Origin of the sequence: Gardnerella sp. DNF00550, assembly GCF_049262685.1 — a bacterium.
Taxonomy (GTDB): Bacteria; Actinomycetota; Actinomycetes; order Actinomycetales; family Bifidobacteriaceae; genus Bifidobacterium; species Bifidobacterium leopoldii.
The window spans coordinates 63,328-73,285 of record NZ_CP058397.1 but is presented as its reverse complement, the minus strand read 5'-3'; the positions used below and the strand labels follow the sequence as shown (position 1 = coordinate 73,285).

Here is a 9,958-nt window from a genome sequence, read left to right as displayed (position 1 = left end):
TACATGCTGGGAAATAGTCAGCATAAACCACAAAACTAAATAAACTAAATAACTAAATAACTAAATAACTAAATAACTAAATAACTAAATAACTAAATGCTCTGTGGAAGAGAAAATTCGCAAATTGCGATAACTACTCAACCACAGAGCATTTTAATATACAGGTTTTTGCCCACTATTTCGCGTTGACATACTGTAGTGCTCAAAGCGCAGCGAGCGAAGTGCACAACGGTGTAAAGTTTCTGCCGGATTTCGCCTAAAAAACGACCTTTATTTTACACGCCTGTAAAATTTAGGTCGGATTTAAGCTAAAATCCGACCTTTTCTTTACATTTGCAACTACTTAGACTCAGCAGTAGTATCCGTTAGCGTTAAGGCGAGCTTCAGGATTAAGCAACATCGCCTTTTCCGCTTCGTGACCGTCGTAGCGAGTACCATCCGGAAGGCGCGTGCCATCCTTCAGCAAGTGACGATTCTCAACAGGCTCGAACAAAGCAGATCGACCCATCATGCCTTCCTCAAATCGCCTCTGACCTGCAGCCAAACGCGCATTTGCCTTGGTACGCCAATTCTTAAGCGCATCAACACCTGCACTAGCAGCCACAGCAGCCTCAAAAGCACCAGGGTGAACTAATGCCACAAATCCGCTAACATGACCGAAACCGAGCGAAGTTGCGAGAGCAGCCTTCACTGCACAAGAACCTGCACCATCGCCAATACGCATCGGTTCACGCAACCAAACCATGTGGTCGTCACGCGCAAGCTTAGGATCCACGCAGTCAAGTGATGCGTTTCCAGGAATTACGCCACTTCTAAACAGTTGAGTCAAACCGTTGATTTGGAAGATGCACGCACCGCCCTTTGCATGTCCGGTCAGCGTCTTTTGGCTGATTACGAACAGTGGATTTCCGTCCGTACGTCCGATTGCGTGCGCAAGAGTATTGTGCAGCTCGGATTCGTTCGGATCGTTGGCATTCGTAGACGTATCGTGCTTAGAAACCACAGCAATATCGTCCGGAGTAACGCCGAGAGCTGCCAAATCACGCACGAGCTTAGACTTAGCTCCACCCATGCCCGCAGCCAAAGCACCCAAGCCCGGAGCAGGAATAGAAGTGTGAATGCCGTCAGCGTAGGAGTGAATGAAACCAACCACACCAGCAACAGGCAAGCCAAGCTTCAAAGCAATATCGCCACGCGTAACCAAAATCGTACCGCCGCCTTGAGCTTCAAGGAAGCCGCCGCGTCTGCGATCGTTTGCGCGAGAGAAGAATCGTGGATCGATGCCCTTCGCATACATTTCTTCGCTATTGGCAGTTGCGTTCATATTGCCGAAGCCAACTACGGATTCCACGCCGATATCGTCAATTGCGCCAGTTACTACGAAGTCAGCTTTGCCGAGAGCAATCTTGTCGACGCCTTCTTCGAGCGAAACAGCTGCAGTTGCGCATGCAGACACCGGCTGAACCATATTTCCGTAGCCGCCGATATAGGTTTGCATTACGTGAGCTGCAACAACGTTTGGAAGCGCCTCTTGCAGTACGTCCGTAGGAATTTCGTGGTTAAGGAAGCGATCCAAGTACAGTTTTCGCATTGAGCTCATGCCACCGAAACCGGTTCCTTGCGTGGAAGCAACCATTGACGGATGCACAGATTGCAAAATCTCCGAAGGTGTGAAACCAGCAGAAATATAAGCATCTACAGTTGTGACAATATTCCACAACGCAATCGTGTCAACACTTCCAACCATCGAAGCTGGAATTCCCCACTTCAGCGGATCGAAGCCCTTAGGGAATTGTCCACCGACGGTTCTGGTCATTGCAGCCCTACGCGGCACGCGAATCATAGAACCCGCCTTGCGCGTAACAGTCCATTCGCCAGATTCTGCATCACGAGCAATCTCAGTATGCGATTCGTCAAGTGCCACATATTCGCGCGCAATTGTTTCTGTTGGAACGCTGAAACTCACGTCGTGATCGAGGAAGATTTCTGCTTCTTCTTCGTTCGCTCCATCCTTGTAGTCGCCACCCATACCGGTTTCGAATGGTCGAATACCGGAGCGCGCAACTACTTCATCGCGATATTTCTCTGCAATATCTTCTTCTGGAACAAGCGTGCCGTCCGCATCGTACCAGCCTGGCTTTGGCGAATCTTGCCAAGTAAGCAAGCCCATATTCCAAGCCAATTCCAGTACTGCTCCTGCAGAAAGCTCCACGGATCCATCTTCGCGAATTCCAAGTTCTGCTTCGAAACGAGTACGTCCGGAACCCCACGGTCCAAGCTCGCCGACTGAGACGATCACAATTTCGTCTTCTGGACGCGCTGTTACGTTCTTCCAATCAGCCAAGTTGACTCGCGGCTGAGTTGGCACGTAAGGGGTAGGAAGTGCTTTGTTGGTTGATTTAGCAGTTGATTCTGCAGCTTCTTCTGCAGCTTCTTCTACAGCTTCCGCCGCTTCTTCCGCAGCTTCAGCACGCTTCTGATCTTCCAGCGCTTCTGCACGAAGAGCATTCAAATCAAGAGGCTCCTTGCCTAATCCACCCGTAAAATCAACATCCAAAGGCGCAATTGCAGCCTGTTCGCGCGCTTCCTTCGTGCACAAATCGAGCAAACGATCTGCCATTTCTTGCGTTGAGTAGGTAGTTAAACCATGACGTTCAACTACAGCCACAAGCGGATCATTTCCACCCATTAAGCCGGTTCCACGCACCCATCCAATCTTAGGATGCGCAAAAGTCACGCGATCCGACCACACACTTTCTGCATGTGCACGGTTCACAATCGCGTCGAAAGCACTCTTGACTTCGCCATAAGCACCATCGCCGCCAAACATACCGCGGTTTGGAGAGCCAGGTAACACAACGTGCATACGATGTTGCACATCAGTATCTGCTCCAATCTGTGCAAATCCGGCGATTGCACGCTCCACTCCCCACAGCATTAATCGCGATTGCGATTCAAAAAGCGAACCAGAATCAGCCAAAGTGCCGTGAACTGGAGGCGCTGCAAACGGGAAGAACATGCTCGGCTCGTAAGCAGGCTTCAAAATAGTAGTAGTTGCGCCGCTAACTTTCTTCGAAACTGTGCCAACCCACTTTACAAGCGCGTCGACATCGCGATAACTAGACAAGTTTGCTGGAACAAGCCACAACTTTGCGCCCATTTGAGCGTTTTCGCGATACGCTTTCTTCGCCCAAGACTTAACGCTCGGCTTGAAACTGTGCGAAGTTGCGATAACCGTAGCTCCACCCTTAAGCAAGCCCGTTACTACGCGAGCAGCAATCGAATTAGGAGCAACGCCTGTAACCACTGCAACTTCTCCTGCAAAACGAGTCGCTTGAGCAGTATCAGCGTTGTTTTGCGCAAGTTTAGTGCGAGAATCGTGAGCAATATCATTAAATATTGTTGCAAGATTGTTTAATTCGCGAGATTTAGAAAGACTTGCAAACCACTCAGCTTCCGAAGCTACTGCTTCCCCTGCACCAAGGAAACTACCAAAATCATTTAAGATTTCAGAAACTTCATTTACCTGAATATCAACATTCTTTCCAGCATACTTGTAGTACAAGCGCGCAACGTCTTCACGAGCAGAGGCCCAGCGGTCGTCGAAAAGAATTGCCTTACGCTCATCAAATCGAGGAGCAACTTGCTTTGGCCAATCCGCACCAAGCTCAGCTTCAACAGCAGCTACAACAGCAGCATTTTCGTCACTTTCAGTTTCTGCTTTAGGAGCCTCAACACCAAGCTTTGCTAGCACAAACTTAGCAGTTGCAGCAAGTACGCCATCTGCGCCAACAACCTGCTGAGCGAAAGCGTCAAGAGCTGCAGAATCAACAACAGCACCGCCTGCGCCGCCAGCAGCACCAGGCTGAGAAACGCTAACGCCGTGAGCTTGAGCAACTTGCGCAATTGCTGCATCGATTAAAGCGTCAGCTGCAGCAGTATTCTTTGCAGGATCAGTTGAAAGTTGCGCAAGATTTTCACCGCGCACGCTAGCACCTTCACGCGTTTGCAAAACCAAAGCCGCAAGAACGTGCGCACGCCAGCCTTCACCAAGCTGCCAAACTTCCAAAATACGCTTGTCAATTTGCGCTGGTTTCACACCGGCTGCACCGAAAAGCGCACGCAAACGTTCGCGCACAATATCGGAAAGCACAGCACCAAAAGCTTTATAGCGAGGAGCAACCGAATCAACTAACTTTTTAAGCGCACTCATTGGAGCTTCTGCAGCACCATCCACGCTTGCCACGCCAAGCTCGGAACTAATATCCATAAGAAGCTGGTTTCTGCGCGAAGATACACCGTTTGTAAGCGTATCAGTTGTATCAGTGTCTCCGATTTGGTCAAGACGGATTTTTGCACTATACGCAATAAGCATTGAGATTGCGTCGGATGCTTTGAATGGCAAGTCTGCTACAGGTCCGCTTGCTGCTGCATTAGCTGCAGGAGCAGCAGAGACAACATTTGCTGCAGGAGATGCAGGAGCAGCAGTCGCATCAGCAGTGCTACTTGCTTCTTGACTATCTTCCTCAGTAAACACTTCAGGCACAAGCGAATCAGTGTCAGTCATATAAACGCGGCCTTCATCACGACCAACGTTGTAAACAGTCACTTTTTCGCCACTAAACTCCGGCAAAGCAAGAGTTTTAGCACCAAGATTTGCCAAAGTTGGCGCGTTTCCTAAACCAACTTCCACGTACTCTTCAACGCCAAGACCACCGCGAGCGCGATCGGCAAACATAAGAGCCTGCGTTTCAATCCAACGAACTGGAGAAGCGAACTGCCATGAAAGAAGCTCCGTAAGAAGCAATCTACCAAGCTTTTGCTCATCCTCTGCATAAGATTTCCACGTAGTTTCATCTTCCAAAGCTGCTTCAATGCGCTCAGATGGCACAACATCCAAAATCTTTTGCGCAAATTCTCGCGTAAGCTCAAACGGGCAAGCCACGAGGTTTGGAATGTAACGATCTACAAGCACAGAGTAATCAATATGCTTCGGCAGCAGCGAATCGAGCTTGTCGCGGAATTCCGGCACACCCTTTCGAAGAATTCGAGAGTGGAACGGCACGTCAATTCCTGGAACAAACATGAATGGAGGCTTGCCGCCATACTCCTTAGCGCGCTTAGAAGCGTCTGCCGCCAATGCCTTCAAGCCTTTAATAGTTCCAGCAATTGCGTACTGCTGACCTGCCAAGTTGTAGTTTACAATTTGCAAGAATTCGCCAGTAGCCTTGGAAATGCCATCAACGTAAGCGTTCACACCTTCGTCTGATACTCCAAACTGGTTTGGTCGAAGCGCACCCATGCGGTAGTTCGAGCGACCTTGCGCATCGCGCTCAATCAAGTGATGCATTGTAGATCCGCGGTGGAACACCAATTCAAGCACAGTTTCGAGTGGAATAATTTGCGCGAAGGAGCTCAAAGCATTGTATTCGCCAAGCGAATGTCCTGCAAAGTAAGCAGGCCAAATATCGCATCCTGCCTCACGCAAACGCGCGGTTTGCGCAAAGGCAACTGTTGCGAGCGCAACTTGCGTAAATTGCGTTAAATTAAGCAATCCTTCAGGATGGTGATAAGTTACGCCGTGAGCAGTAAGCTCCTTTGGATTATCGCGCACGACTGCGAGGATTGAGAATCCAAGCTTTTCGCGAGTAAGCTTGTCTGCTCGCTCCCAAGTATCGCGCACTGCAGGTGACTTTGCGCGCTCATCCAGCGACATTCCTTGCTTTTGGATACCCTGACCTGGGTATACGAATGCTGCACGTGGAGCGCGAGTAAGTGCGCTTGCTTTAGACACGATTTGCCCATCAACTCTGCATGTAACTTCCAAAGCAAGTCCGCCGCGACGAACTTTTCCAACGCGTTCAACTGTGATTTCTACTTCGTCATCAAGCTGAACCATGCCGTACATGTTGTAGGACCAACCAATGAGCTCGTAGCGAGCACCTTTTTCATCAACCGCTTGAGCCACATGCTGAGCTGTTGCAGAAAGCCACATACCGTGTACCAAAGGAGCAGAAAGCCCGGAAATTGCAGCACCTCGTTTAGAAGTGTGAATTGGGTTGAAATCTCCAGAAGTACGCGCGAAAGCGGTCATATCGTGAGGAGCGCGAACGACTACTCTGCGCAAAGCTCTGCGAGGAGTGTCTTCAATTTCATATCCGTGCAATCCTGCAGCTTCGCCATATTGCGCAGCTGGAGCAGGAAGCGCGTTGCTGAAGCTTCGTCCACGAATAGCAAAACGCTCAGTTTCATGAGCCAAACGAGTTCCATCTGCAGCAGTATGCACTACGTGAATAGTTACCACGCGTCCGGAAGCAGATTCTGCATACGGCTCAGCCCAGCCGAGCAAATTAATTCGCTTGTCGACATACTTTTTAAAGTCTTCAGCATCGACGTCAAGCTCTACTAAATGATCTAAGTGAACAGCGTTAAGCAGACCCTCAATAATCGGGTATCCATCAACCATTACGGAACCCAAAGCCGAGTAAATAGTCGGCCAAGCAGGACCTACTAACGCGTCTGGCACAATGCGAGAAGCAAGCAATCCATCTGGAAGTCTTCCAGCAGTAGCAGACTCGTGATCAATTCCAAGATTTCTTGAGAAAGTATAGGAAGAATGAACCAATCCAAACGGGAAATCTCTATAACCTTCTGCGAGCAAATCTTCCGGCAATTTTGCCAAACTGCCATCTTCTTTTACTGTTTCAACCTTAGGCATAGCGTCAAGCACATCGCCAGTAATCGCTGTATTTCCAATACCTGCGGTTGCTGCAAGCATTTCGTACACGTGCTTTGGCAAGCGCTCGCGGTCAACTACTGGTATGCTTCCAGCTTGACTTGCGTCAACAGTTAGCGGAATTACAATATCTCGTACTGCATGCTTGCGTTTTGGCGAGTTTGCAGCATTTTTTGTAGAGTGTTTTGCTTCCTGATTTTCTTGATTATCCCAGAATGTATCTAGCTTAATATCTAAATCAAGCGAAATTACGTCATTATTACTAGAAGTTACTGTAATTACGTAATTTTCGTCTCCTAAAGACGTTCCGTAAGCAGGGTTTGCAGTTACATGACCAACCCAAGAAATATTCGGGCATGCGCGCACGTAAGCTTCAACGTTTTTAGCATCAGCAATCTGACTAAAAGCAGATTTTGAAGACTTGCTCGCCGCATTTTCCTTATTTTCTGCTTCTACTCCAGTTTTAGATCCAGATTCTGCACGATTGAGCACAGCCGCTTCAAAACGTCCCAGAATATCGGCAATCGGCTCATCCATAGTCGTAATTCCAGCCACGGAAATCGGTCCTGGAATTACACGCACAGCATCTGCCGAGTAACGCGAATCTTCCGACTGCCAAAGCTGATCTTGACCCCACCAACGCAACAAATCGTTGTCAATAACTGGCACGAATGGCATTGGCTTAGGGTATTCGCGCACCAAAGTTGGGAACCAAGCGGCATCCATTGGCACAACGTTCATCTCGCGAGCTTGAGGCAACGCATCAATCAGCGTATATAAAGCAGCTTGAGGGTGCTTAGAAACTTCTTCAATAGAAGGCAGAATAGAAGTAAATTCGCCTGAATCTTGATTAATTAAACGCGCTTCAATACGCTGTAACAAATGCATGTAGCGATCTGCGTAAGTCGGATCCACCCAAGGGTATGCCAAATCTAGGAAACGTTGAGCAAATTGCAAGTAAGTCATGCTTTCTACGTCACCAAAATATGGCTTTGCAGTAGAGTTAAGCGCTTCGATTACTTCATCGCGACGTGATTCAAGCTCTTCAGGATGTTTCATCATATGAACGAGCAATCTACCGCAGCGAGCAGAAGCGTTTTCTAACTCGTAAATATCTGCGTGCAAATGGCTTAAACCACTCGTCACACCGCCAATCACTTTGCCAGAAGGCACCCAACGCTCACCCATTGGCGCGAACGGATCCTCATCAAAACCTTCAATGCTAGAAGATTTTGGCATCGCAATACCCGGAGTTTCCACAAGCATACGCTTTACTTCAGGGCTTGTATGCGCTTCTTTTGCTGTCATTGCAGCTGTGCCAATCATTACAGCATCAACTGGCATATTTGGCAAACCGTATTCACTCGCCCATTCACCAGAAATGTAGTCTGCAGCACGCTCAGGAGTGCCAATACCGCCACCTGCAACAAGCACCAAATTCTCGCACTCACGCACTTGCGCGTAAGTTGTCATAAGCAAATCATCAAGAGATTCCCACGAATGGTGACCACCTGCAACACCGCCCTCAACCTGCACAATAATCGTGGCTGGAGCAACAGCCTTAGCAATTCGCACAACTTGACGAATTTGATCAACTGTTCCAGGCTTAAACGTTACGTAAGGGAATCCATCAGCTTGCAAAGATGCTACTAATTCCTTGGCTTCGTCAAGTTCTGGAATGCCTGCAGAAATAACTACACCATCAATAGGAGCTCCCGACTGCCTCTTTTTTGGCACGATTCGCTTCGAACCAAATTGCAAATTCCACAGGTAGCGATCCATAAACATGGCGTTAAATTCAATAGTTGCGCCTTCACGAAGCTGATTTTCAAGCGACTTCATATGACGATCAAAAACTTCTGCAGTTACTTGACCGCCGCCAGCAAGCTCAGCCCAGTAGCCTGCATTTGCTGCTGCAGCAACGATTTCCGGCTCTACTGTCGTTGGTGTCATTCCTGCAAGAAGCACAGGAGCTTTGCCTGTAAGCTTGCTAAATTTGGTAAGTACTTTGCGTCCTGCAGGCGTGTTGATTACTCGAGGCGCAAAATCAGCCCAGCAGCCCGTACGCTCTGGCTCAGAAGCAGAGTCAGCTGTCGAAAGCTCTGCACGCGAGCGCAAGGTAGCAGCCTCTACTATTCCAGCGCCGGTTCCTTGCACAAGCACTCCAGTAAGCTTTCCGAGCACTTCGCTAGGACCCATGTCTAAAATCCAAAGCGAGCGCGCGTCGTTTTGCTCCAAAACTTCGCCAATCTGCGTAGCCCAATCAACAGGAGTTACAAGCACTGCATCAGCCAATTCGCGAGCAACTGTAGTGTTCAAACCAGCCTCATCCGCCCACTCTACTACCTGCTCAACTGCAGATTGAAGCATTGGCGAATGGAATGGCACTGTAACATCCAAATATTCAGCGACTGGCGCAAATACAGCTCCACCGCGAACTTTCATTTCGCGCAATTTTTTCGAACGCTTTGTTTCTTTTTGCGCTTCGTTTGCAACAGCTTCCATATCTTCCGGGTATCCTGCAATAACCACGTGATTGTAAGCGTTTTTAACAGCAATTGAGATTTCTCCGCGCGTGCGCTCTACGCGGGAAATTAACGCTTCTGCCTGCTTTTTAGTAACTCCTTTAAGTGACAGCATTGGCGTATGCTCGCCGTCACCAGTAATTTCAAGCATTCGAGATTCACGATCTCCTGCAGCTCCAATTAAGTAGGCAATTGCGAGTAACTCTTCGATTTGAGCACGAGCCTTCTGCCAAGACTTTGCTTTTATGCGAGCTTTTACCATTTCTGCTGCGATTACGCCTTGAGAATGACCCAAAACTGCGCATGGCTTGTTTACTTCAAAGTTGTATCCAAGATTTGTTAAGTCGCGCACTGCACCGAACTGTGCAAGCGTAATTCCAGGCACACTAAGAAGCGCGTTTGCAGCGTTAATATGCTTATTTTCTAGCGCGTCAAACACGTTTATGTCGCCGCCTGCATTTGCTAAAAGCTCAGAATAAATTGGCGATAGCAAAGCTTTTGCGCCTGCTTCATACTCGTGAAGTTCTGCGTTTAATTCTTCGTCTGAACTAAGCTCGCGCAAAGCTTCAACCCACGGAGTTGACTGACCTGCAAACACGAGTGCGTGCGGATTATTAGCGAGTTGGTCAAAAAAGTATGTTGTCATGATGTTTCCTTCTCGTTGATTTGGATAAGTTTTATAAATTCTGTAAGTTTT

1 protein-coding gene is annotated in these 9,958 nt (G+C 48.4%); it reads right to left on the bottom strand.

The features are described from left to right. Positions 1 to 349 precede the first annotated feature (349 nt). Complete coding sequence (locus HXT29_RS00230) at positions 350 to 9,907, bottom strand: fatty acid synthase subunit beta domain-containing protein (RefSeq protein WP_422118361.1); 9,558 nt, start codon at positions 9,905 to 9,907, stop codon at positions 350 to 352. Positions 9,908 to 9,958: the final 51 nt, after the last annotated feature.